Annotated in this window: 28 protein-coding genes and 1 tRNA gene; 14 read left to right on the plus strand and 15 right to left on the minus strand. The window is 30.6% G+C overall.

Going from position 1 to position 24,550, the window contains the following annotated elements:
• Nucleotides 1-8 precede the first annotated feature (8 nt).
• Nucleotides 9-82: transfer RNA gene (locus K5790_RS08645), tRNA-Pro, on the plus strand.
• Here K5790_RS08645 and K5790_RS08650 read toward each other — a convergent pair.
• Genes K5790_RS08650 through thpR form a run of 3 tightly spaced genes read right to left on the minus strand, consistent with a single transcriptional unit; the run spans nucleotide 83 to nucleotide 2,686 of the window.
• On the minus strand, nucleotides 83-844 hold the full coding sequence (locus K5790_RS08650; RefSeq protein ID WP_297594207.1) for an RIO1 family regulatory kinase/ATPase: 762 nt from the start codon (nucleotides 842-844) through the stop codon (nucleotides 83-85).
• Nucleotides 819-2,150 (minus strand): CCA tRNA nucleotidyltransferase, encoded by a 1,332-nt coding sequence (gene cca / locus K5790_RS08655; RefSeq protein WP_297594209.1) that lies wholly within the window; start codon nucleotides 2,148-2,150, stop codon nucleotides 819-821. The genes K5790_RS08650 and cca overlap by 26 nt, the downstream gene beginning before the upstream one ends.
• The gene (thpR, locus tag K5790_RS08660; protein WP_297594211.1) at nucleotides 2,147-2,686 is read right to left on the minus strand and encodes an RNA 2',3'-cyclic phosphodiesterase; all 540 of its coding nucleotides are present in this window, start codon (nucleotides 2,684-2,686) and stop codon (nucleotides 2,147-2,149) included. The genes cca and thpR overlap by 4 nt, the downstream gene beginning before the upstream one ends.
• Nucleotides 2,687-2,757: 71 nt before the next feature.
• On the opposite strand from thpR, the gene K5790_RS08665 reads away from it, so the two are divergent.
• From K5790_RS08665 to K5790_RS08675, 3 genes are all read left to right on the plus strand, one after another.
• Nucleotides 2,758-3,306 carry an AAA family ATPase gene (locus K5790_RS08665; RefSeq protein WP_297594213.1) on the plus strand — a complete coding sequence of 183 codons (549 nt, stop codon included), beginning with the start codon at nucleotides 2,758-2,760 and terminating at the stop codon, nucleotides 3,304-3,306.
• Nucleotides 3,303-3,704, plus strand: a complete 402-nt coding sequence (locus tag K5790_RS08670; RefSeq protein ID WP_297594215.1) for an RNA-binding domain-containing protein — start codon at nucleotides 3,303-3,305, stop codon at nucleotides 3,702-3,704. Before K5790_RS08665 ends, K5790_RS08670 begins: the two co-directional genes overlap by 4 nt.
• Before the next feature lie 73 nt (nucleotides 3,705-3,777).
• Nucleotides 3,778-4,512, plus strand: coding sequence for a hypothetical protein (locus K5790_RS08675; protein ID WP_297594217.1), 735 nt, complete (start codon nucleotides 3,778-3,780; stop codon nucleotides 4,510-4,512).
• On the opposite strand, the gene K5790_RS08680 is transcribed toward K5790_RS08675, so the two are convergent.
• Genes K5790_RS08680 through K5790_RS08700 form a run of 5 tightly spaced genes read right to left on the minus strand, consistent with a single transcriptional unit; the run spans nucleotide 4,513 to nucleotide 9,738 of the window.
• Nucleotides 4,513-5,235, minus strand: coding sequence for an NAD-dependent deacylase (locus tag K5790_RS08680; protein WP_297594543.1), 723 nt, complete (start codon nucleotides 5,233-5,235; stop codon nucleotides 4,513-4,515).
• Between the two features lie 2 nt (nucleotides 5,236-5,237).
• A complete protein-coding gene (gene rnz / locus K5790_RS08685) occupies nucleotides 5,238-6,137 on the minus strand; it encodes a ribonuclease Z (protein WP_297594219.1) in 900 nt (299 codons plus the stop codon).
• Nucleotides 6,134-7,081, minus strand: coding sequence for a DNA methyltransferase (locus K5790_RS08690; protein ID WP_297594221.1), 948 nt, complete (start codon nucleotides 7,079-7,081; stop codon nucleotides 6,134-6,136). The genes rnz and K5790_RS08690 overlap by 4 nt, the downstream gene beginning before the upstream one ends.
• Nucleotides 7,081-7,959, minus strand: a complete 879-nt coding sequence (locus K5790_RS08695; protein WP_297594223.1) for a ribose-phosphate pyrophosphokinase — start codon at nucleotides 7,957-7,959, stop codon at nucleotides 7,081-7,083. The genes K5790_RS08690 and K5790_RS08695 overlap by 1 nt, the downstream gene beginning before the upstream one ends.
• A gap of 42 nt (nucleotides 7,960-8,001) precedes the next feature.
• A complete protein-coding gene (locus K5790_RS08700; protein ID WP_297594225.1) occupies nucleotides 8,002-9,738 on the minus strand; it encodes a mechanosensitive ion channel domain-containing protein in 1,737 nt (578 codons plus the stop codon).
• 135 nt (nucleotides 9,739-9,873) lie between these two features.
• On the opposite strand from K5790_RS08700, the gene K5790_RS08705 reads away from it, so the two are divergent.
• From K5790_RS08705 to K5790_RS08715, 3 genes are all read left to right on the plus strand, one after another.
• Nucleotides 9,874-11,238 carry a lysine 2,3-aminomutase gene (locus tag K5790_RS08705; RefSeq protein WP_297594227.1) on the plus strand — a complete coding sequence of 455 codons (1,365 nt, stop codon included), beginning with the start codon at nucleotides 9,874-9,876 and terminating at the stop codon, nucleotides 11,236-11,238.
• A 72-nt stretch (nucleotides 11,239-11,310) separates the two neighbouring features.
• The gene (gene glnA / locus K5790_RS08710) at nucleotides 11,311-12,756 is read left to right on the plus strand and encodes a type I glutamate--ammonia ligase (protein WP_297594229.1); all 1,446 of its coding nucleotides are present in this window, start codon (nucleotides 11,311-11,313) and stop codon (nucleotides 12,754-12,756) included.
• Nucleotides 12,757-12,818: 62 nt separating this feature from the next.
• Nucleotides 12,819-13,457, plus strand: coding sequence for a hypothetical protein (locus tag K5790_RS08715; protein WP_297594231.1), 639 nt, complete (start codon nucleotides 12,819-12,821; stop codon nucleotides 13,455-13,457).
• 1 nt (nucleotide 13,458) lies between these two features.
• Here K5790_RS08715 and K5790_RS08720 read toward each other — a convergent pair whose 3' ends face one another.
• Nucleotides 13,459-14,748, minus strand: a complete 1,290-nt coding sequence (locus K5790_RS08720) for an APC family permease (protein ID WP_297594233.1) — start codon at nucleotides 14,746-14,748, stop codon at nucleotides 13,459-13,461.
• Nucleotides 14,749-14,754: 6 nt separating this feature from the next.
• Nucleotides 14,755-15,438: a VIT1/CCC1 transporter family protein gene (locus K5790_RS08725; protein WP_297594235.1), complete on the minus strand. Its 684-nt coding sequence runs from the start codon at nucleotides 15,436-15,438 to the stop codon at nucleotides 14,755-14,757.
• A 102-nt stretch (nucleotides 15,439-15,540) separates the two neighbouring features.
• On the opposite strand from K5790_RS08725, the gene K5790_RS08730 reads away from it, so the two are divergent.
• From K5790_RS08730 to K5790_RS08740, 3 genes are all read left to right on the plus strand, one after another.
• Nucleotides 15,541-15,963: a universal stress protein gene (locus K5790_RS08730; RefSeq protein WP_297594236.1), complete on the plus strand. Its 423-nt coding sequence runs from the start codon at nucleotides 15,541-15,543 to the stop codon at nucleotides 15,961-15,963.
• Nucleotides 15,964-16,046: 83 nt separating this feature from the next.
• Nucleotides 16,047-16,517: a hypothetical protein gene (locus K5790_RS08735; protein WP_297594237.1), complete on the plus strand. Its 471-nt coding sequence runs from the start codon at nucleotides 16,047-16,049 to the stop codon at nucleotides 16,515-16,517.
• A gap of 89 nt (nucleotides 16,518-16,606) precedes the next feature.
• Nucleotides 16,607-17,773, plus strand: a complete 1,167-nt coding sequence (locus tag K5790_RS08740; RefSeq protein WP_297594238.1) for a DnaJ domain-containing protein — start codon at nucleotides 16,607-16,609, stop codon at nucleotides 17,771-17,773.
• Here the strand turns inward: K5790_RS08740 and K5790_RS08745 are convergent.
• Nucleotides 17,761-19,512: a HAMP domain-containing protein gene (locus tag K5790_RS08745; protein WP_297594239.1), complete on the minus strand. Its 1,752-nt coding sequence runs from the start codon at nucleotides 19,510-19,512 to the stop codon at nucleotides 17,761-17,763. The two genes, K5790_RS08740 and K5790_RS08745, sit on opposite strands and share 13 nt — an antisense overlap.
• 145 nt (nucleotides 19,513-19,657) lie before the next feature.
• On the opposite strand from K5790_RS08745, the gene K5790_RS08750 reads away from it, so the two are divergent.
• Nucleotides 19,658-20,644 carry a plastocyanin/azurin family copper-binding protein gene (locus K5790_RS08750; protein WP_297594241.1) on the plus strand — a complete coding sequence of 329 codons (987 nt, stop codon included), beginning with the start codon at nucleotides 19,658-19,660 and terminating at the stop codon, nucleotides 20,642-20,644.
• Nucleotides 20,645-20,685: 41 nt separating this feature from the next.
• On the opposite strand, the gene K5790_RS08755 is transcribed toward K5790_RS08750, so the two are convergent.
• Together K5790_RS08755 and K5790_RS08760 are read right to left on the minus strand one after the other, a co-directional pair.
• Nucleotides 20,686-20,985 (minus strand): ATP-binding protein, encoded by a 300-nt coding sequence (locus K5790_RS08755; RefSeq protein WP_007402606.1) that lies wholly within the window; start codon nucleotides 20,983-20,985, stop codon nucleotides 20,686-20,688.
• A gap of 99 nt (nucleotides 20,986-21,084) precedes the next feature.
• Nucleotides 21,085-21,711 carry a hypothetical protein gene (locus K5790_RS08760; RefSeq protein ID WP_297594243.1) on the minus strand — a complete coding sequence of 209 codons (627 nt, stop codon included), beginning with the start codon at nucleotides 21,709-21,711 and terminating at the stop codon, nucleotides 21,085-21,087.
• 26 nt (nucleotides 21,712-21,737) lie between these two features.
• Between K5790_RS08760 and K5790_RS08765 the strand changes: the two genes are divergently transcribed.
• Complete coding sequence (locus K5790_RS08765; protein ID WP_297594245.1) at nucleotides 21,738-22,889, plus strand: aminotransferase class V-fold PLP-dependent enzyme; 1,152 nt, start codon at nucleotides 21,738-21,740, stop codon at nucleotides 22,887-22,889.
• Here the strand turns inward: K5790_RS08765 and K5790_RS08770 are convergent.
• Complete coding sequence (locus K5790_RS08770) at nucleotides 22,884-23,141, minus strand: Lrp/AsnC ligand binding domain-containing protein (RefSeq protein ID WP_297594544.1); 258 nt, start codon at nucleotides 23,139-23,141, stop codon at nucleotides 22,884-22,886. The two genes, K5790_RS08765 and K5790_RS08770, sit on opposite strands and share 6 nt — an antisense overlap.
• A 75-nt stretch (nucleotides 23,142-23,216) precedes the next feature.
• On the opposite strand from K5790_RS08770, the gene K5790_RS08775 reads away from it, so the two are divergent.
• Both K5790_RS08775 and K5790_RS08780 read left to right on the plus strand, forming a co-directional pair.
• On the plus strand, nucleotides 23,217-23,879 hold the full coding sequence (locus tag K5790_RS08775; protein WP_297594247.1) for a cyclase family protein: 663 nt from the start codon (nucleotides 23,217-23,219) through the stop codon (nucleotides 23,877-23,879).
• A gap of 32 nt (nucleotides 23,880-23,911) precedes the next feature.
• Nucleotides 23,912-24,406, plus strand: a complete 495-nt coding sequence (locus tag K5790_RS08780; protein ID WP_297594248.1) for a dual specificity protein phosphatase 23 — start codon at nucleotides 23,912-23,914, stop codon at nucleotides 24,404-24,406.
• Here the strand turns inward: K5790_RS08780 and K5790_RS08785 are convergent.
• Nucleotides 24,403-24,549 carry a hypothetical protein gene (locus K5790_RS08785; protein ID WP_297594250.1) on the minus strand — a complete coding sequence of 49 codons (147 nt, stop codon included), beginning with the start codon at nucleotides 24,547-24,549 and terminating at the stop codon, nucleotides 24,403-24,405. The genes K5790_RS08780 and K5790_RS08785 overlap by 4 nt on opposite strands.
• Nucleotide 24,550: the final 1 nt, after the last annotated feature.

Genomic DNA, 24,550 nt, shown 5'->3' on the forward strand with positions numbered 1-24,550 from the left:
AGTGATGAGGGATCGTAGTCTAGCTTGGTATGATACTAGTCTGGGGGACTAGTGGTCGCAGGTTCAAATCCTGCCGGTCCCGTTAAAGTTTTAAAATTTTCAATAAATAATCAAAATTTTCTCTTGTTTTCTCTTGCTTGTATAGTTGCAAGGCTCTGATAATTTCATTTTTTGATGGGTTTTTGTATAATTTCTGAGCTTTTTTTGCAATTCCAGATCCAATAAAAAATGCTTGAGTAATTGATGTTACATTTGATGATCTTCTATTTGTGCTTGAACTCTCAAAATCAATTATTGTAGAATTAGTTTTTCCAACAATAACATGTTTTGATATATTACTTAGTTCTCCATGATCAAAACCTATCTCATCTAATCTATAACAATCTTCTAAAATTTTTTTTAGTGTGTTTTTAAATTTTTTTACACTACCAGTTCCTTGTAGTGTGTTTATCCACTGACTTATTTTTACACCTTCAAGGTATTCCATTACAACAAAATTTTTTGAAAATGCTATCATTTTTGGACCAACTTTTACCTGATTAACTAAATTTAGTAATTTTGCTTCATTCCTCATTTCTTTTCTCTGAGAATCTGTTCTTCGAATTTTTAATGCAACTAGTTTATTATTTTTTTTTGCTAAAACTACAACACCCACATACCCTTTACCTAAAACTTTCACATTTTCAATAGTAGTTGGACCTGTAAATGATATTGATTTGATTTTTAATTTTTCTAACTCTTTGATTCTTGACTTAATCTGAGTTTTAGTTGATTTAGGATATCCCAGAATTTTAGAGTATGGTTCATTGGTAAGTTTCTTAATTGAAATAAAGGATTGTTGCATCAGTTGAAATCAATTTATTTGCTGCCTCTTTAATTGATTTGCTTAAATTTTTACTTCCAACAGAAATGACAAAACCCCGTTCTAAATCAGACTGAATACCGTTTGGGATTCCTGTTTTAAGATTATTCTTCAGAAAATTAGTTAAAAATTTGCTTGCATCGGGAAACGTTCTTTTCTCTAATGAAATAATTTTTTTATTTTTTCCTATCCACATAAGTTCAGAATTTTTTATATTTTTGCTAACAAAACTCTTAGAATCTTCTTCTCTGAAAAATTCTGGACCATTTTTTATGTAGGTTGGCGATATTTTCATTGATTCTAAAAAGAAGAACAAATAGGCGTCATTCTCTTGATCAGTAAAGGAATTACTACGTAATACTCGAAAACCTCCTAATTCTAACTGTGTTGATAAGGACGTTGAGGCTCTTTTAATCTGACCCCAGATAATATCTGGACTTCTTTTCTTAAAATTAAATTTTACAACCAACAAATTTTCCCAATGTTTTTTTGAAATTCTAATACTTCTTTTCTTAAAAAATTCTAGTTTAGCTTTTTCTTTAAATGCTCTTGCAGTAAGAATAAATTTTCCAATATTTTCATCTGAAATCGCTGCAGCTAAATTCCTATTATTATCTATAGGATCCATTATTACAATTGATGTGTCAAACTTCTTTTTTGCATTTCCAATGTTTTGATTTTCTTTAATTTTTGAAATTGATTTTATTACATTTTCAAAACTTCCATAATGTAATATCAATACTTCAGATACATATCCACTAAAACCTTGCTTTGCAATTTCAGCACCATAAATTTCGTTAGCTTTAAGAAATGTCTTTAGAATTCTAACCTCGTTTTTCATTTTATCTGTTAATGATTTTTTCATAAATTTTGTATGAAATGGAGATCTATCAGCAGAACTTTTCCATTGACCTGATTTGACATCAAAAAATGGAACAACATTTATCTTTGTATTTTTAATTTTTGCCTCAACATATGGATGCTCAGAATATCGAACATAAGGAGAATATTTTTTTAATGATTCAAATCCTATTTTCCTAGAAATTTTCTCAAATCTATCATCTGAAACAGACTTTTTAAATCTAACAAAAATGTCTACATCAGCATCTTGTTTTAACCATGTTCCTTTTGCATACGAGCCTCCAAATTCTATTCCTATTACTTCTGAGAATTTTTTAATTTCATTTTTTACTAAATTAAAAGCTAGTTCTGCAGTTTCCTGTTTAGCTTTTTCTAATGATGTGGATGGAACAACTAATTTCTCTATTTTTGAAATTATTTTTTTCATCTAGCTGTTATCACCTCTAAATCAGAATAAATTGGTCCATTTGGAGTTAGCTCACTTTTTTTCAATTTTATACTATTGACTTCTTGAATTCCAAAATTCAATGCTTTTTGTTTTTCCAACTCCTCAGTAATATCTCCAATCTTCTTTTTAATCCTAAATACTGTCATATGAGGCTTGAATGGTTTATCTTGATGAAATCCCAAGGGTTCTAATATTTTTCCAACCTCCTTTGATAATGCAACTAATCTATTTCCTCCATCATTATCTGTACCAATCCAAACCACTCTTGGAAATTTTGGCTTAGGAAACGCTCCAACACCTCTTAAATTCACTTTAAAATTGGAAAATTCTATCTTTCTAAGAGCCAAAATAGTTTTCTTTGAGACATCATCTGAAATTTCACCTAAAAACTGTAATGTAAAATGAAAATTTTTTGGTTCTACTGATTTTGCATCAATATTCATTTGGAATTGAAATTCTTCAATAGATTTGATTACACCTGTATTTGTTATTTCAACTGCTACAAAAACACGCATCATAACATTCTTTGAATAATCTTTATAATAATTTCCGGTAGCTTCATAGACCTGAGTTTTTTTTCTATATTATGACAAAACTTATTGTATGTTTAACAGGCATGCCAGGAGCAGGAAAATCTACAATTGCTGATGGTCTAAAGTTAAAAGGATATGATGTTATCAATATGGGAAATGCAGTAAGAAATGAAGCAAAAAAAAGAAACATAGAGGCAACCCGTTCAAATCTTGGAAAACTAATGCTTGAATTAAGAGAAAAAAATGGTCCTGGAGCAATTGCTGAATTGATTAAACCAGAAATAGAATCATCATCTGCAAATGTAATCTTAATTGATGGTGTAAGATCTAATGATGAGATCAAAGTACTAAGAAAATTTGGAATTGTAAAATTATTAGCAGTTCATGCATCAACAGATCGTAGATTTAATTTTTTACAAAAAAGAGGAAGAACAGACGATCCACAAACAAAAGAACATTTTGAGGAACGAGATAATCGTGAATTAGGAGTTGGCATCAGTAATTCAATTGCTTTATCTGATTATGCAATAACAAATATTGATTTAACCAAAGAGCAATTAATTGAAAATGCGTATAAAATTATTCAAAGCTGGCTAAAATGAAAATACCTAACATTAGGTGTAAAATTGAAATGTTTTCATCAATTAATCCTTCAGAGGATTCTCAAAAAATACATAAAGCCATCTCAAATATTTTTCCATTCTCAAAAATAGAAATTCAAAACTATTCTGTCAATGCAGTATCAAACGATTTGAGATCATTTGAAAAAATTTATGAAACAATTCATTCTAAACGTTCTCAAAAAACCTATAGACGTTATCTTGAAAAAAACCTATTAGATAATTCCACATGGTTTTATCTGAATAAGCAGGCAGCCTTTGTTGAAAAAATAGCAATTTGTGAAGAAGCAGAAGAGTCTCCACTTGGCCCGATTAAAGTGGTTATTTCTTCACCAAACATCGACAGAATTATTGAGTGGATATCATTTGGTAATGATTAGTTAAGAAAATTCAATCATTATTGACTATTTTTTTTAGTTTGAATGTAAAATCTGTTTTTTAGAACTTTATGATATGTTCATTAAATTAGGCATAATTGCGGGAATAATTATTCTTGCAGGCATGATTTTCTCAAATGAAATCGATGTTCTGTTCCCTTCAACCTCTGCCTCGGTTTTTGATTCTCTAAAGGAAGATGTATCCAATATTGGTACTAAAACTACAGATTCCGTAGAGAAAAGACTTGATGATTCAATTGATAATATTATAGATAAAACTAGCAAAAGCGTAACTAATGAAATAAGTGAAGTTGGTGAAAAAATAAGTGATCAAATTAGTGATGCAAAAGATTCTTCACAAAAAACAATAAATGAAGAAATTTCAAACTTTGATCCACTAAAAGCTGTTAAAAATATTTTTACAGATAACTCAAAAGCTAAATTCCAGACTGAATCAACTGAAATATCCTCTAGTACAAACCCAGTTTCTCAAAATACTGATCCTATAATCTATGAGACATTATCGTTATCAACAATACAGGAATCAGATAATGATATTCTGCTTCGATATTATGATTCAAGTGGAAAAACAACTAGTGTAAATGTAAAAATTAGAACAGATCATAAAGAAATTTTTTCAGGAACATTTTACACATCAATGTTTGAAACAATTGTAAATGATGCTTCAGGTATTCCCTATTATGTTGACATGATTGTTGATCATCAAGAATATGGTATCGTAAATTCTTCAGTTTTTAATCCTGGCGATAATTCAGATTCAAAAATAAATGGAATGTTCTCACAATCCTGATTATTTTTCTTTAAACAATGATAGAAATTTTGGTAGTGCATTTGCACTAGTATCTCTAATCACTAAATCCATTTCTGATGACATTTCGGTATCTTTAGGATTGACTTCAATTAGAAATGCTTTATTTTGTTTTGCATATATTGGAAGTATATTTGCTGGGGATACAACTAAGGATGTTCCTGCAATAACCATTAGATCGCATTGATTGATATGTTTAATTGATTCCTGCCAGACATCTTGTGGTAGTGGTTCCCCAAACCAAACTACTTCTGGTCTAAGTAAATTACCACATTTGCAATAGGGAGGATTCTCAGAAAATTCAGTTAGTATTTCTTCTCTAAAATCACAAACTGTACATTTGATTTTAAGAATACTACCATGTAATTCTAACACTCTGGAACTTCCTGATTTTTGATGAAGACCATCAATATTTTGCGTAACTACTACTACCTCAGCATATTTTTCTAATTCTGTAATTGCTATATGTCCAAAATTAGGCTCTGCAGCTATGATATTCTTTCTTCTTTCATTATACCATTCCCATACTAATTTTGGATTTTGATAAAATGCATCTATTGTTGCTAATTGCATAGCGTCATAATTTCTCCATAAACCATCTTTTCCTCTAAAAGTTGGAATTCCACTTTCTTGAGAAATTCCAGCACCAGTAACAAATACAATTTTTCTAAAATCTTTAATCTGTTCCCTTATAGGTTCAAACATATTCATTTAATCTCTAATTCTAAAAGATCTTTAGCAGTAACTACTGAATTATGAATTTCTTGAGCTTCTTGTAAATGACCAACTTCATCTTTATACCTTGCAGAAAAATGTGTTAAAATCAAATTCTTGACATTTGCATTCTTTGCTAATGTTGCAGCTTGTTTAGCTGTTGAATGTGATGTATCTTGAGCCTTTTGTTTCTCTTCATCTAAAAATGTTGAATCAAAAACCAAATAATCACATTTCGAAAAAAATTCTTCTAATTCTTTAGTAGGCATGGTATCTCCTGAAATTCCTATTTTTTTGCCAGGACGTTTTTCACCTAATACTTCTTGAGATAATATTTCCTTCCCTTCTATGATTATACTCTCACCACTTTGCAATTTATTCCATAATTCTCCTTCAGGTATTCTCAATTCTTTTGCTTTTTCAACATTAAATCTTCCTGGCTTATCTTTCTCTACAAATAGATATGAAAATGCAGTAACTGAGTGATTAGCTTTGCATACATACATTGAATATTTGTTATTCTCTATAATTTTTCCTTCTTTAATTATATTTATCAAAACTGGAAATGTCAATCCAAAATTTAATACTTTGATATTTGCAGCAATAAATTCTTCAATTCCACTTGGACCAAAAATTTCTAATTTCTCAGTTCTTTTTTGCATAGACATAGTTTGCAATAATCCTAAAATTCCAACACAATGATCACCATGAAGATGTGTAACAAAAATTGTCATTTTTTTATTCCAACCCAAACCTGATTTCATATAAGAAATCTGTGCAGATTCTCCAGCATCAAACATTAGAATTTCTCCATCTCTTTCTAAACAAATACATGACAATCCTCTATTTTCAGTGGGCTGCGCAGCTGAAGTTCCCAAAAACACAAGTTTCATTTTATCAAAATTGTCCTAGTCAAGCTTTTATGCCTATAGATTTCATATTTTTTTAATCCTTTTAATTTTAAATTCTGTCCTAGTTCTTTTTTGTACATAACTGCTAATTTCTTTCTCTTTGGTAATATTGTAAAGAATTTTTTTATAATTTTCTCAGGATTATCAGAAACTTTTGATGCCCTCCCATAAGGCAAATCTGTAACAATCCCATCAAATTTTTCAGAAATCTTTGTCATTTCTTGAAAATCTGAATTTATTACCTCTGATTTGTATCGATTTGCTTTGAGATTTTGCTTTGAGATTTCACACATTTTTTCATCAAAATCTATACCAATCGCATGAATACCCATTGATTCAGCCTCTAAAAGGGTAGTTCCTGTTCCACAAAATGGGTCGCAAACTGTTTCTCCTTCTTTTAATCCAACAAGGTTGAGCATCAATCTAGTCATTTTTCTATCTAATTCATGAGGATGATTTTTTATTTTTTTAGGAATGTGTTTATTGCCATCTTTTTTAGAAAATCCAAAAAAATTCTCTTCATTTGTAAATATTAGATATACTGTGATATCAGGATCCTCAAGTTCAACTTTTGCATGAGAAAATTTTGATATCATATCTCCCATTGAATTTTCTAATTCTGGAACATTGAATTGATTTGAAGATAAATTAATAATTCTACAAACAAAACTTTTTGCATTTTTTAAAACTTCAAAATTGTCTTCATCTAAAAACAATCCTGACATTTTTCTTAATATTTGCCCAGATATTTTTACAAATGAAGCACGTTTTTCAATTTCAGTCCAATTTATTTTAGATTGAACAATTACTAAGTTAGATAATACCTTTATCTTAGAAAATCTATCATACATTTTTGCTAAAGCAGTAATTTCATCTATTGCAAGCTCTAGATGATCTTTTGATAAAACAAAAAAACTTTCTGGCATTATATTATTGCCTTTGCAATTGTCTTAGAAACATCCACCAATGATGTTTTATTAGGAATTGTATTTGCACTAACAATTCTTGTTACTCCTGATTTCTTTATTCTTTCTTCTGCATTATTCATTAGCAACGCATGTGTACATGCAACATAAACCCGGTTACATTTTTGTTTTTTTAGAAATTGTGTTGCTTTGATAATACTTCCTCCAGTACTAATCATATCATCAACTAAGATTACATCTCTTCCTGAAACTTTATCAATATTTTTTGTTTTAATTTTTACTTTTCCTGTTTTTCTATCTCTGTTTTTTTTTAGTGCGATATATTCTGAATCAAATTTTAATGCAAATTCTTTTGCCCTATTTTTGCCACCTTGATCAGGGGAGATCACAATAGGGTTTTTTAGGCTCATTTTTTTGAAATATGCCACAAGATCAGGTACTGCAGATACATTTTTTGTTTTAATTGAGAAGTATTTAAGGCCAATTTGACTGTGAATATCTACAACAATAATCTTTGATGCACCTGCAGCTGCAAACAACTTTCCTAGAACTTTCATAGTGATTATTTCACCTGGTAAAAACTCTCTATCTTGTCTGGCATATCCCATATACGGAATCACAGCAATTACTTGTGATGATATCTCTTTGGCTTTTGAAATTAATGATAATGCATGAAGTAAATTGGTATCCACTGGAGGATAAATTGATTGAACAATTATTGATTTCTTTTTTGATAACTTACCTGTAATGGTAATCTTACTCTCCCCATCTGGAAATATTCTGATCTCTGATTTAACAAGATTTGCTTTGATTCTTTTTGCTAAACTTTTTGCTAAACTTTCAGATGGTTTTCCAGATATTACTGATAAATTACTCAACAATGAAATGTGATTTGATGGGATTCTTAAGTTTTGAGAAAACTAATCGTCTCCACCTTTAGAGAGATCGCCCACTCCAAACTCATCTATTACTTTGTTTCTGATATCATCTAGACTACCAATTTCTTTAGCTTCTCTCTTTTCATCTCCTTGGTAAACAGTCCTAATTGGCCATGGAATTCTAATATCATATCTTTTAAACTCTTCATACATCATCATTCTCATTTCTGTTTGTACTTTGAATTGCGCACCATAATCTGTCACATAAACCCATAATGCAAAATCAAGAGATGAATCATTAAATTGGTTAAATCTCACAACTGGCTGATTCAAATCTTCTAAAATTTCTTTATCACATCCACAACTTGGTAGATTTTGATCCAAATTTGGACATCTGTTTTGTACTACCATGTGTTTTCCTCTTTCATCAACTATTTCTTTCATGGCTCTTTTTCCAATTTTTACAAGAATTGCTGCAACCTGTTTTGGATTGTTCAAATATGATACCCCTACTTTTACAATTGCAGGTACAGTTTTGAGTTCTTTTGAATAGTTAATTATCTGAGAATTTACCAAATTCCTTGTAGGAATTACTGCATATGACTCATTTAGAGCATGCCTGATATAGGTTACCCTGGGAGTAATTTTATGAACATATCCATTAAAATTAGTTTCTAATTGAATTCTATCTCCTTCAACAAATATCTTATCTTTTCTAATCATTATGTAAGCAAAATAATTCTGCATTGTTTCTTGTAATGCAAGTCCAACACCTATGGCAAATCCACCAGTTGCAGTAGCTAATACAAAAAGATCTACACCCCACCAACTGACAATTCCTAAAACAACTGCAACAAAAATTCCTATTGGAAGAATTTGTTTATATGATTTAGGAAGATCTTTTCTTTTTCTTTCAGCATATCCAGCTGGACGACCTCCTGGAATTATTGGATCATAGTGATTAAGTCTTTTTTCTTCTCTCCACATATCAATTTGATATATTTCCTCAGGATCTTTTCCAGGAAGTAATTTTTTTCCAGATTCATTATTTCCAGTTATGCAAAAATTGTAATACTCGTTGTATTTTCTTCTCTCTGATTCTTTGAATTTTTCAAATGGATTCTTCACCAAATTTTCAAATCCACCAATTGGATATCCTTTCTTGGTACGAAGAGACTCAAGTTTTCTTATACCTTCAGAAGTTTTTAATAATTTTTGAAATTCTGATTCATCTAATCCATCGGGTGGATGCTTTGGTGGAACCCATTTAAATAATTTATGAAACAAATCATCTTTATCGTCTTTAAAACCACGTAGTTCTTTCCAATTCAGATAATCCTCCTTTTCAAGATTGGATTTTTCTAACTTATCAAGAAAAATTGGAATTAAATGTGCTATTGAATAACCAATTACTAAAATATTGATTGTATTGAGTGTTTTTGCAAACGTCTCAGAAGCATTAAATTCTTCAACAGTTTGTTCTGAGTCATTAAATAATTCTGTAGTTTGAATATACACATTTGTAGAAGAAACTAAGGCGATTGCAAAGAAAGGTAAAACTCCTACACGCATAAATCGGGCAAAATGTGGTCTGGTATAGGAAAACTTTTGTTTTTTTGTCCAATTTGCAAAACTTCTATATGCAATTACAATTCCAATTATTCCTACAATTAATACAGTTAGTGCAATTTGTAGAGATGGAGATGACGCAATAAGTTGGGGGAGTGCATCGAACTTACTAACTTGATCTGAAACTACATTTAACACTTCTTCTGCCATTCTACTTCACTAAGTAACGATCACAAATACAAAGGTTAAGAAACTTTACATTTTTTATAAAAAAATCACTTTTGAGATTTAATTATATAAAAAATATGTGTAACCTTTAACAAGGGTATCTGCGTTATTTACTGAATGACCTATCAGGCAACTATATGGGATGATTCTCCATCACTAAAATCCTATACTTTATCAAATTTCCGCCAAATTCCACAAATTCAGAAACTTTCTGAAGAAACTCAATTTGAGATGGAAGTAGTTGGTAATGTATTGCCCTTCAAAGCAAATAACTATGTTGTAGAGCAACTTATTGATTGGAATAATATTCCAAATGATCCAATGTATGTTTTAACATTTCCTCAAAAAGGAATGCTAAAACCAGATCATTATGATAGAATGGCAACTGCATTAAAAAATAATGCAGATAAAAAAGAAATTGCATCCATTGCAAATGAAATTCGTCTTCAACTAAATCCACATCCAGCAGGTCAAATGGAACTTAATGTTCCAACACTAAAAGATGGTACCAAATTATTTGGAATGCAGCACAAATATAATGAAACATGTTTGTTTTTTCCAAGCCAAAGTCAAACATGTCATGCATATTGTAGCTTTTGTTTTAGATGGCCACAATTTGTTGGAATGGATGAAATGAAGTTTGCTATGCAAGAAGGTGATCAACTTGTTCAATATCTGAGAGAACACCCTGAAATTTCTGATGTTCTCTTTACTGGAGGAGATCCAATGATCATGAAAGCAAAAATGTTTTCAAAATATATTGATATTTTAATAGATGCAAAACTTCCAAATCTTAAAACAATTAGAATTGGAACAAAATCTCTCTCATATTGGCCTTACAAATTTTTGACAGATTCTGATTCTCAGGAAATGTTAGATGTATTTAGAAAAATAACTAAAAATGGATTACATCTTGCATTTATGGCTCACTTTAATCATCTAAATGAATTATCTACAAGTGCTGTTGTTGATGCAATTAATGCAGTAAGATCAACAGGTGCTCAAATTAGAACACAATCTCCACTACTGGCACATATCAATGACGATGCAGATATGTGGGCAAAAATGTGGACAAAACAGGTTCAGTTAGGATGTATTCCGTATTACATGTTTGTAGTAAGAGATACAGGAGCTCAACATTATTTTGGCGTTCCTCTAGTCAAGGCATATGAAATATTTAAAAAAGCATACTCATCTGTGAGTGGATTAGCAAGAACTGTTCGGGGACCAAGTATGTCTGCTACTCCAGGAAAAGTTCATGTTATTGGAACAGCAGATCTTCAAGATCAAAAAGTCATTGTTCTCCGATTCTTACAAGGAAGAAATCCAAATTGGGTTCAAGTTCCATTTTTTGCAAAGTATGACGAAAATGCTATTTGGTTAGATGATCTAAAACCTGCACTAACTGATAAATTCTTCTTTGAAGATGAATTAAAGAATTTCAAAAAAACAAATCCAATCGAAGATTATCCAGAATCCTAAAAACTTTACATGACTATATTGACAATTCTGCTTTACTAACTATTATTAGTAAAGTGATTTTAAAGTATTGTAATGGATGCAGACGCTGCCCTAAAAAAAATTCAGGCAGAAAATATTACTTTTGTTAATTTATGGTTTGTAGATATTTTTGGAGAACTACATCGACTTGGAATGCCAAGCTATGCAATTGATAAAAATAGTTTTGAAAATGGTTTAGAAAAACTAGATGCAAGCTCAATCGTCGGGTTCAAATCTGTTAATAAATCAGATATGATCTTAAAACCAGATCCTAATTCATTTAGAATTCTACCAAGTGATTATGATCAAGGAAACAGAAAAAATGCTGTCTTCTATTGTGATTTGTATGAAGGAAATTCTGTAGATGAAATTAGATATAATCGTGATTCTAGGGGAATTGCTCAAAAAGCCTCTAAAAAACTCAAAGAATTTGGTTTGACTCATACTAATTGGGGACCTGAGATTGAATTTTTTGTTTTTGATACTATTAACGTCTATCCGTCTCCATATGGAGCAACTCAGTCTTATGGTGGTTCGGGATATTCCATTGAATCAAAAGAATCTCCTTGGGCTAAAGGTAATGTAAGTACTGCAATTAATCTAAAAGAAGGATACTATCCAGCTCAACCAAAAGATACACTTGAAACATTTAGAAAAGACATTTGTGAAGATCTATACAATCATTTTGGTATTAAAATAGAGGCTGAACATCATGAAGTTGCAACATCTGGTCAATGTGAAATTAATTTAGTTTATGATGAAATGATTAAAATGGCAGATAGTGTTGTTGCGGTCAAAAATATTGTTAAAGTTAAAGCAAAACGAAAAAACAAGGTTGCTACATTTATGCCAAAACCAATTTTTGGTGATAACGCATCAGCAATGCATACTCATCAAAGTTTATGGAATGATAAAATCAATGTCATGTTTGATCCAAATGATGAAGTTGCCCAACTAAGTCAACTAGGGCGTTATTATGTAGGGGGAATCTTAGAACATGCATCAGCATTATGTGCAATTACAAATCCAACAACAAACTCATACAAACGTCTTGTTCCTGGTTTTGAGGCTCCTGTAAATGTTTGTTGGGGAATGGGAAACCGTTCTGCTGCAATACGTGTACCTATGTATTATAGAAATCAAGAAAAAAGTAAAAGAATAGAATATCGTGTTCCTGATCCAACTGCAAATATCTATCTGCTTGAAGCTGCTTTGTTATTAGCTGGATTGGATGGCATTAAAAATAAAATCGATCCAGGAGATCCAGTTGAAGAAAATGTATACAAGCTTTCTGCAGAAAAGAAAAGAGAGTATAAAATTGGTTCTCTTCCTGTTTCATTAAAAGGTGCATTAAATTCATTACAAAGTGATTCTGGTTTCCTAGAAGAAATTTTCACAAAAGATTTTCTTGATATATATTGCGAATTAAAAAATAAAGAATATACTGCATTTGCACAAACTCCTACTGCTTGGGAAGTTTCAATGTATGCTGATGCCTAATATTAACTTCAATTAACGAAAGCAACTATAACATTTTTAAAATCATTTTAACTTTTTTTAGTATGAAATTTCATTTTATGTTTTTAATTTTGATACTTGTACCTGGGTTTATTGGAATTGCATTTGCACATACTGTAGATTCAGTTGGTGAATACAGAGTAGAAATTGGTTGGATGAATGAACCAGTTGTTTCTGGAGAGACTAATGCAATTGAATTCTATGTTAGTCCACTTGAGCCTGGATTGGAACTTGAAGAACAAGTATTCAAAAATGGAATTACTGGATTAAAAAATACAGTTAAGATTCAACTAATATACAAAGATGAAAGCATAATTCTTCCATTGTCCCCTGATCATGATGTTACTGGAAAATATTATGCATTTGTTAATCCTACCATTGCTGGATTCTATCAAGCTAACATATTGGGAACAATCAATGATACTCCAATTAGCCTATCAATGCATCCACCAAAGGTAGAAGAAAGAGAATGGATAGAATTTCCTGAACCATCTAATCTAACTCTAATGCAAATCATTGATGGTCATACATCGTTAATTGCAGAAATTCATGATCTTAAAGAATCAATTAATAATTTAGAAAATCCAAATTCTCAATTTAATTTTGGAATTACTGGACTTGTCTTTGGAATAATTGGAATCATTATTGCCATCTTTGCATTAATTAAATCAAAGAAAAATTAATTTATTTAATTTCCACTTTTCTTCTTCCATATGACAAATAGAAAATTATACCAACAACAATTATTCCTATTCCTACTGCTACCACTTCAAGATCAAATTGTAATGCCATATATCCAGAAATAATTAATCCAATTAATGGAAGAACTGGAAATTTCCCAATATTGATTGGCACCTTGAATTTTCTCTCGATATCAGGTTGTGTATATCGTAAAACAATTACAGCTAAATTGACAGCTGCAAATGTAATTACAATTGCAAAAACTGTAATGTTTGCAACAACTACAATATCCCCAAATGTTGTAAAAATTATAGATGTAATCATTATAACTATAATTGATAACCATGGAGTTTTTGTTTTGAAATGAACTTTCTCTAGAATCTTTGGGAATACATTCTCTTTTGCCATGCCATAAAATATTCTAGAACCTGCAATGAGAGTAATTAGTACAGTATTAGTAATTGCAAACAATGCTATTGCTGATAAAATAATATGTGCCTCTGAACCTAGTCCTCGTTCCGCAACCATGGCCATTGGAGCTGATGAGGTAGCAAGTTCCTCCCAATTTACCACTCTAACTACTGCTAAAGAAACTAGAATGTATATTATCCCAGAAATTATGACTGAAAGAATTATTGCTCGCGGAAGAGTTTTTCTTGGTTTTTTTACCTCTTCGGCTATATTTGCCATATCTTCAAACCCAATAAAAGCAAAAAATATCAGTACAAAGGCAATAGCAATTCCTGAAATTCCGGTAGGACTTTCCATATAATTTACAGGTTCTGGATTTGCAAATGTAAAACCGATTATTATTATTAGTATCAATCCAGCCGCTTCAATAATTGTAAAAATAGTATTAGTCCAAGCTGATTCTCTAATTCCTATAAAATTTACAATTGATAAAATTACTAGTAATCCTATTGCAGAAATAATTATTGGAATGTCTACAAATTCAATAAAATAACCTCCAAATCCTAATGCAACTGTTGCTGCAGTTATTATTGATGTAATTGCTGTCAACCATCCAATTACAAAAGCAAAAAAATTATTTTTAAAAGAATTTTTAATAAAAACATATTCTGCAGCTGCCTTTGGAAAAATTGATGTTAATTCAGCATAACTAAATCCTGCAAACAAAGCTACAATAGATCCTAAAACAAATGCAATCCATACTGCATCTCCAGCAAATCCAGCTGCCTCACCAATTAGTACATAAATTCCAGCACCAAGAATTAATCCAACTCCGTACATTGTGAGTTGAAAAAGACCCATGTGATGCTTTAATTCAGACATACCATGCTATCCTATCAACAAATGTAGACCATACCCAACAGTATAAGCAACTATTGCAGCTCCACCACCTATTACTAGCGTATTAATTCCAGAATTAATCAAACATTTTTTAACAATTTTTCCCTTTATCATTCCAACAATAAAAAATGCAGAAATTACTGATATTACTGAGTAAAGAAAAGCCTGTGAATTCAATTCAATTCCAATTGTAAAAAAAATCATAAATGGAATTAATGGAATTATTCCAATTAAATTAAAACCAACAAATGTACTTATAGAACTGTGAATTGGATTTTTGGAATCTTCAATTAAACCTAATTCTTCTTTCATCATAGTATCAATCCATACTTTTTTCCTTGATGTGATTATTCTAACTACATCTTCTAACAATTCATCTTTGAATCCTTTTTTCCTGTAAATCTCTCTGATTTCTTCTCTCTCATCATCTTCTAAATTCTCAATCTCCCATTCTTCTTGACGTTTTTTCATTGCAACAAATTCATTTCTGGCCTTTGATGCTTGATAATTAGATACTGCCATTGAAAATCCATCAGCAAATAGATTTGCAAAACCCAAAATCAGTATAATGCCTGCAGGTAAAGAGGCACCCATTACACCTGCTACTACTGCAAATGTAGTGACAGCTCCATCAATTGAACCATAAATAAAATCATCAAAATACCATTTCATTTTTCTCTTTTATTGTAAATTCACATTATTTGATTAGAATGAATAATACCAACATTGAAAATCATCGCTGTTTTTTATATTGAATAGTTTTTGAATTATTTTATGGCAAAACTCCAAAAAATTCTCGTACCACTTGATGGCTCTCCAAATGCCATGCGTGGTCTAGATAGAGCAATTGAAATTGCTAAGGGAAGTGGTGCTGAGATTACCGGATTTTATGTATTTCATTTACCTCTTGCCGCAGGAATAAAGTATACTAAAAAAATGAAAGATGACGCTCAAAACAAAGCAGTCAAAGCAATTGGTCCTGCAATGAATAGAGTTCAAAAAGCCGGTGCTACATTCAAATACAAAACTGGCGGTGGCCACACTGGATCAGAGATTGTTAATTTTGCACAAAAAGGAAAATTTGACATGATTGTTATTGGTGCAAGAGGTGTGGGTGGAGCAAAAGAAGCATTTCTAGGTAGTACATCTAACTATGTAATGCACAAAACAAAGATCCCTGTTTTAATTGTCAAATAATAAACAACATAGAATTCTCCTTGTTTTTCACAATTTGATTATTATATAATTAATAAAAATAGTATGATCAATTTGATATATTAATGAAAGATAGAAGTTTTATTCTAATTGGTTTAGTAATTGGTATTATTGGTTTTGCATCTTTTATTGCAGTTATTGGACAAGGAAATATTAGACATGTAGAAATTTTTTGGCCAGAAAAAGTTCAACAAACTGTTGCATTCAAAGACATTGATGATCAAACCATTCTTGTAGGAATTTTAGGGACTGCTGAAGAAAATAATCCTACATTAATCATGAGAACAAGTTTTGCATATGTGTTAACAGTTGAAAATCATGGTAACAAACATCATCGATTATACATTGATGATTTTAATGTTCAAACAGATTTATTGGAACCTGGACAGAAAGACATCATCACAATATATCCTGACAAGGAAGGAACTTTCAATTATTATGATAAACGAGAAAAATTACAATTTTTAGGGCAATTAAGATCAGTCGAAGTTGTGCCATCTGATGGTTTTACTGGTTTTCTGAAAGATTTGATATAGAACAAATAAGAATCCTTGATATTTTATAATGTAAAAAACTAGAAGTATAAGAAAATGAAAAAATTAAAGGGAAAACACAAGAGATAGGCATGGTTGAAAGTAATTATGATATTTTAGGCATAGTTGAAGGCTCTTCTGAGAAAGAAATTAGAGACGCATTTCGAAGATTAGCACTTCAGTATCATTCAGATCGTGGGGGAGAAAATGAACAATTTATCAAAATAAAGCAAGCATACGAAGATCTAAAAATTGGAAAAAAATATCCAGAAACTGATTTTGAAAAGATAAAAAATTCTAGAGTATATTCTGGGGATTCTGAAAGTGATGTGAGAAGAAAAAATCAGATTCTTGGTCAAGAATTATCAAAAGAAATGAAAACTGCAGAAGAATGGGCAGCAGCATTGAATCGAGCAAATTCTACTGCAACGAGATTATTTGGTTCGAAAACTTTAGGTGAAATTGAATTAGAAAGAAAAGCTAATGGTGCATTATCAATAAAAGGAAATTTCATGGCAGGAACACTTACTTATGATGGTCCAATAATTATGCAGGGAAATATTACAAGTCCATCATGGACAAAAGAATTTCAGACAAACATTCATCTGACAAATGGTGATTTTAAATTTCTTAATCCATTAGAGAACAAATACAAAATTGAAAATGGTGCTAGATTAATTGTTGATAATGGAAATATTGTTGTAGGAAATATTTTTGGCAGGAAATTTAGAGTTGAAGATCCTGATGGTAGAGTTGGAATCTTTCAGATCCAAGAACACCGAACACATGTTTCTGCACCCAATGGAAAAATTATTGCAGAAAATGTGGTTAACACGGTTCGCCTTGAAGCAGACACAATTGTTGTACTTAATGTAGAAGATGATGTAATCCTCTCAGCACGAGAAATTTTATTTTATGGAGGAAAATTAACTTATGATTCAGTAATAGAACTAAAGCAATGTGGCAGTATACGATTCTTTGAAACATTTTCAATTCAAGGATTAAGTGGAGATGCAATCATAAAACTTGAAAATGGTAAAAAAATTCGATTATTTGATTTAAAAACCAAAAAAATCAAGGATTTAGCAGATGAATTTGTGCCTGATAAAACACAATATGCCAAAGATGCAACTATGGTTGGACATGGTTTTACAATTACATATGAAATGCTGGAAAATCTTTCTAAGAAATCCAACAAAAAACAAAATAATGGTTGGGCATCAAAATTTAGTTTTAAAAAAAATAATCAAACCAATTGATTTTTAGATACAGAATAGCCAATGTATACCTCTTCTGTTGAAACTATTTTACTTTCAATCTTCTCAAATTTGTATTCTTCAAAATCTTTTACTTGATCATAAAAACTCTCTCCAATAATAACTCCATTAGGGGGAGAATTTCTATTCAATTTAGCACATCTGTTTACTGTACTTCCAAAAATATCATTAACAGAAGATGTTGATGCTCTTGCTATTCTAACAATTCCATATGTAGCACTAATTCTATAATCTAAGGTTGGCAGATTAATTTTTTTTAATTTCTTTACTATTTCATCGTGTGCATTACTTAATGCTAGACAACAATCTAAACATTTTTTCAAAGTATCTTTCTCATTTCCATTTTCAAATGAAAAATAGAATAATAATGCGTCACCAATATTTTTTACGACAATTCCTCCAAATTTATTAATTATTGCAGCAATAGAATTAATAAAAATATTATAAAATTCACTTGTTTCGGTCTCTGATAGATTTGAACATATTTTTGTAGAATCCATAATATCTATCATTCCTACACAATATTTTTCACTTTGATCAGAGAATTGTAACAAAATATCTTCTTGTTGCCTAATTACTTCTTCTTTCTCTTTGATTTCAAATAGTGATTCTTGAAGCTTCTCTGCCATTGAATCAAATGCAAAAGAAAGTTCTCCTATTTCATCTCTAGTTTTAATATTTGTTCTAACATCAAAATCTCCACTTGCTATTTTATTTGCAGCATTTTTCAATTTAATTATGGGTCTTGAAAGAGATTTTGAAATTAGAAAAGCTGCAACTCCCATTCCTAATGTAATTAAAATTCCTGTCTGAAAAATTCTACTTTGTAGAATATCTATTGGTTTTTCTACCTCAGCCTGATCAATTTCTACAAGCAAAACTATTCCTAAATCATTTGCACAATAAGATGAACCATAAATCGGTGTCTTCCTATAATCTGTATAAAATCCAACAAAATCTATTCCTTCATTTAGACATTTTTGGACTGCTAAAGAATCCACTCTTTGTTGAAATACTGCATTTTCTAAAAATCTAGACTCTGATAACATCAAATAATTACTGTTAACAATATAGACCTCGCCTGTTTCTCCTAGTCCACTTCTGTTAATCAGTATGTTATCTAATGTAGCAGTTCTCATTTTAGATATAATTACACCAATAGCCTGCTCTCCCCTTTTGCTATCTTTGGCAAACACTGGTGATACAACCAACATTTTTTTACCATTTTCTGTTGGCGTGAATTCAATAAATGATGAAGTTAGACCCTTTTGGAATAGTGGATCATCTGAATAATCTTCATTTGTAATTCGCTCAAGTGAAAAGTAAACCTTACCAGAGGAACCAATTATCTTTACATCTTCAAGTCCTATTGAAAATCCAACTGATTCTTGGAATGCCTGAACTTGAATTAAAAAATCTCTACGATTAAGTTCTCTGTTCTCTTTTATTTTTTCTTCCGAAACTTCATTCATCTTTGCTAACAATAATTGAATCATAGGATCATTTGCAAGAATATTATTTTGTTCAATTCTTGATTCAAAAAGTAATCTTAGAGTCTCCCCACGTACTGTAGATTCTCCTATTAATTGATCACCTGTTCTCTCCTTTAGAATCTGATCTGCATAATTGAAACTAAGAATACCTGTAATTGATAATGCGACAACTGATACTAGCATTACCAAAAAAATTAGTTTTTTATCAAGATTAAATGTGATTGACAATGTACTTCATAATTTATTTTCTATTAATATCAAGTCTTCTAATTTTTACTATATTATACTTTAAGTAATTCTATAACTTGATAATTACTTGCCATTATTGAAATTAATGATATTCATTTAATTATTGATTTTATTATAAAAATATATGAAATTTTTATTTCTTCTTTCAATATTGCTGCTCATAGGCATAATCCCTCTTGTTGACGCAGAGGAATACATCATTGATATTCCATTTGGAGCCTATAATCCTGAATTAAATACACCTACAGAAGTTTGGTATGATCCACCCCAAATGTTTCTCAAAGTTGGTGATACTATAACTTGGTATAATGACGATATTGAAGGTCATACTGTAACAAGTGGTGAGGGCTCTGGAAGATTTGGATGGATGAGTGATAATTTTGGTACCCCTGATGGTATTTTTGATAGTGATAGAATACTTCCGGGAGAATCTTGGTCTTACAAATTTGAAGAATCTGGAACATTTTCTTATTTTTGTACAATTCATCCGTGGATGGATGGAATTTTAATTGTTGAAAAACAAATACCTGATTATCCACATGATGCAACTGGTAAGAAATTAAATTTTCCTTTACTACAATACACTCCTGATCTAGCCATTGAAGTAAACTTATCGTGGGATCCGCCAGTTATCAAAACCCATGAAAAAATTCAATTTGTATATCAATTCTATGATCCACAAACAAATTCTAATCTAGCTGAAATGAAATATAATTTTATAATATTTCAAAATGGAAAAGAAATTTTTCGTGATGAAGGTCTAAGTCAGATTGGAGGGGATTATAGAAATTTTGTTTTTAGTGATTCAGGTTCAATCATTATAAGAATAGAAGGAATTCACTCCCCATCTATTTTTGCTGAAGAAAGTGTTACAGTATCTGGTGATGTACAAAGTAAAGAACAAAGATCAGTTGATTTTACTACTGCAGTTTATGATAATCCCGAAAAAACTTCACATGAAACATATCACATAAAACCTGCTCAAAGACTTACAACATACTATGAATTAATGTTAATCATAATTTTAGTTCCAGGAATAATGTTCATTGCTGCATTGCTTTGGCTAAAGAAAAAACCAAAGATTCCTGAAGCGTCATCAGGCGCTGTTTAAATTTAAAATAAGAAAAAGAAATTAAAAATGATTGAACTAATCTAATCGATTAATTCAGTCCAACCTTTGACGAAGACTGAGTTCTTGTAGAGTGGAACTGGTTGTCCAACGGTAAAGTCCATTGGTCTCATCCAAAAGATTGCTTTTGTTGGGCATACACCAATGCATGCACCATCTGAAATACATCTTTCTGGGTAGAAAACAAATGCTTTACCTCTCTTCCAGCCTTCAACTGGTTTTACTCTAAGTACATCTGGTCCCAATGTTGTACAGATTTCTACACATAGTGCACATCCGATACACATCTGTTCGCTGATGTCTGGAATAATTCCTACTGGCATAACAAAAGTAATTCTTGTTTTGCTCTTAATATAATTTGCCTAAAAATATGATGTTATAACGGCGTTTGAAATTTTATAACGGCGTTTGAAAACTGATCGCTAAAAATTATTTCTTTCTTTTTTTATCTTAAATGACTTTGAAAATATATTATTCTCATCTAAAATATTGATTACTATATCATCTTTAGATTTTTTTAGGAAATATACTCCTGTTTTTCCTGATTTAATGACATGTTTTCCTCCTGGAGATATTACCCATTCCCCATTCTCTTTCTTTCTAGCCATTGCAGTAACTACAACTGAAGAATTTACTTGTCTTGATATTGATGAAAGCAACATTATACAAGAATTGATGAATCTAGCTGATTCTAGATCATCAAACATATTGTAAACCCCATTAAATGAATCAATTATTACTAGAAAATTTTCTTTTGAAATTTTTGATATGATTTCTGATAACTTCTCTTTCCAATCTGTCTTATCAGGATGAAATAATATTATATTTTCTTTTTTTGGTATCATTTTAGATTCCACATATCCAGTGTATAACAAATCCATATCGACAAAAATTATTGGCATTTCTAAAGAATTGATTAGTCTATCTAGAAATTCCATTTTATGAAATGGCTCTGAGCATAAAATTATACTGGGAACGTGATTTTGAAATTCATTTTTAATATGGACTAAATTATCATCTAAAACTTGGTCAGGACTTTTATCCAACAACATTTTAGCATTTTACAGATATAATAATGAATTTAGTTTCAAAAGATATTTCTGATGATTTTCCACAAACAGATAAAATCTATCTAAATAATGCTTCAGTTTCCCTTATGCCTAATCAAAGCATACAAGCAATGAATGATTTTTTAATTACCTACAATTCTATTGGCCCTGATTCAAATGAATCTAAATCCTTTATTGAGGAAAAACTTCGAAACGTCAGAAAAATTATTTCAACAATTATTTCCTGCCAACCTGATGAAATTGTTCTAACCCAAAGTACATCTGATGGAATCAATATAGTGGCAAATGGATTATCATATGGAAAAAATTCGAACATAATAATTCGTGGAATGACACATGAGCATCATTCTAATTTGTATCCTTGGCTAAAACTTAAAGAGAAAACTACGATAAGAAATTTACCTATAGACAATAATGGATTTTTTCAAATAGATGATCTAAAAACTAATCTAGATGATAATACAAAATTAGTTGCACTTAGTCATGCATTATACAATACAGGTTCAATCTTACCTGTAGAACAAGTAGGAAAAATTCTAGATAATAAGATTCCATTTTTTATTGATAGCGCACAAACTATAGGATGTATAGATAATGTTGATGTATCAAAGATAAAGTGTAGCTTCATGTCTTTTAATGGATCAAAATGGCTTTGCGGTCCAATGGGAACTGGATTGTTTTATTGTAGTAGAAGTTCTAGTGAACTATTAGAGCCTAGAACAATTGGTGGTGAGTCTGCAATGATATATGAAAATGAAAAACTTGCCTACAAAGAATTACCAGACAAATTTCAAACTGGTTTTAGAAACTATGTTGGAATTGTTGGATTAGAATCATCTACTAAATACCTCCAAAACTTTGGCATGAAAAATATTCGAGAAAAAAACATTCATCTATCAAGTTTATTCAGAGACGAGTTATCTAAAATTCCAAATGTAGAGTTGTATGGACCTGAAGATCCAAAGGATAGAACAAGCATCATATCTTTTAATATTGATGGCTTTGGTGCACAAGAAATAGTTGACAAACTTGAAAAACAAAATATCATTTTAGCAGTTAGAGAAATAATGGAAAAAAAGATTGTTAGAGTCTCTCCTCACTTTTTTAATAAAGAATCTGAAATCCTTCAGGTAGTTGATGCAATTAAAAAATTATAGATTTTCTTGCTCTTCTATAACCATCATAGTCAAAGTTGATTGTACTTTGCTAATTTTTCTGACTTTGTTTGTGATAATTGAGCGAAGTTTTTCAGCATCATCTGAAGATAGTTTGAGGACAATATCATATACACCGTATACCCCTTGAACCTCAAATGATATTTTTTCTTCAGCAAGAATTTGCTTTACCTCGCTAATTATTGACTCATCTGATCCAAGATCAGAATTCAATAGAACATATGCAGTTGGCACATGAAAATTTTCATCAATCACTATTTAACCTTTGATAGCTCAAAAACTGATTAATTACTATTCTATTGTATTTATGTGAAACCAATAGATCTTACACTAACAATATCTGAATCTATTCCCAGTTTTCCAGGTTCTCCAAAACCAATCTTCATTGATTGGTCCAATATCAGAGATGATGGATATAATCTTGAACTGCTTTTCTTAAGTTCCCATACAGGAACCCATCTTGATGCACCTTTTCATTTTATTAAAAACGGAATCAAAATACACCAAATTCCAATAAATCGACTAGTTGGAAACGCCTTCTTAATCAAAATTCCAAAATCAAAGAATTCATCAATTACAAAACAAGATATTATCTCATTTGAAAAAAAGAATAGGAAAATTCCTAATGGCTCATCAGTATTCTTTTTTACTGGTTGGCAAAAAAATCTAAAAAAACCAAATTATTTCACTGAAAATCCTGGATTAGATACTTTGGCATCAAAATATCTTTCATCAAAAAAACTCAATCTAGTTGGAATCGATTCACCTAGTATTGATCTTGGAAAAGCAAAATCATTTGCTGTACATCATCTTTTATCACAAAATAATATCTTAATTGTTGAAAATTTGGCAAACTTGAACAAAATTTCATCAAATGAATTTAATTTCACTATTTTACCTCTAAAACTAAAAGATGCAACTGGTTCTCCTGTAAGAGCTATTGCAACAGTCTTACACTCAAAAAATTCGTAATGCTAAAAATACAGGTAATATCAATCCAAACTATGAGCAAGCCTGGAAATATTTGGAGAAAGGTTCATGGTAAAATTACCAAGAAACCAACCAATTTCTCATGGTTAATTGAAGACAAGCTTGCAGGTTCTGGAATGCCAACTAGTTATGATGAATTTCAATGGCTTGTAAACCAGGGAGTAAAATCAATTGTTACTATGACTGAGAATGCTCTGCCTGAAAATTGGACACAATCAATTGATTATCTTCATGTACCAACACCTGATCTTACTGCTCCTGATATGGAGAAAATAGATTCTGCAGTAGAATTTATTCATCAACAAATTTCAAAAGATTCTTCAGTAATGGTTCATTGCGCTGCAGGAATGGGAAGAGCAGGAACAATCCTTGCATGCTATTTTGTAAAGTATAAAAAATTATCAGCAAAAGATGCCATTAAAAAAATTCGTGATGAAAGACCAGGCTCAATACAATCTGAAGTACAAGAATTAGCAATTACTTTTTATGAAAAACACGTAAGAAATTAAATAAATTCAGAAACTAGTTTACCATCAACAATTTTTATTTTTAATTTTTTATCTCCTTGAAAAATCATTGTCATATCGCCGTCTGCATCAGGCTCTTCAACCTTTACAAGTTCAGCCATTTTGATATCATCAAATTTTGCCATT

Source organism: Nitrosopumilus sp., assembly GCF_025698945.1.
Lineage (GTDB): Archaea > Thermoproteota > Nitrososphaeria > Nitrososphaerales > Nitrosopumilaceae > Nitrosopumilus.